Origin of the sequence: Pollutimonas rozaliensis (assembly GCF_048751585.1) — a bacterium.
Classification (GTDB): domain Bacteria; phylum Pseudomonadota; class Gammaproteobacteria; order Burkholderiales; family Burkholderiaceae_B.
Map to the genome: position 1 here is coordinate 1 of NZ_JAZHOB010000118.1, position 271 is coordinate 271.

The 271-nt window shown below is 53.9% G+C and carries 1 protein-coding gene; it reads right to left on the reverse strand.

The window, feature by feature from the left end; translation table 11 throughout:
• A partial coding sequence (locus tag V0R37_RS22210; protein ID WP_420376567.1) for a hypothetical protein occupies positions 1-271 on the reverse strand: 271 nt, incomplete at both ends.

Below are 271 nucleotides of genomic sequence, written 5' to 3' on the forward strand. Positions count from 1 at the left end.
GGACACATCCGATGAAGACATCGCAAAGTTACTTGAGCCATCAAGCTCCGAGCCAATCAGGCCAATGTCATCACCGTCAGGAGAGATGGGTAAGCCATCGGGTCCCAAGATCTCGCCATTGGGCCCCACGGTATTGCCATCTTCGTCGAGCGCTGGGTACAACAGCTTTTTCATGGCTGGGCGGATAAGCACCAAGATAACCACGATAATTACCAATGCCGCCGCCATCCAGCGCACCCAGTCGTTGAAGTTTGGATGCTCCCAAATTGGC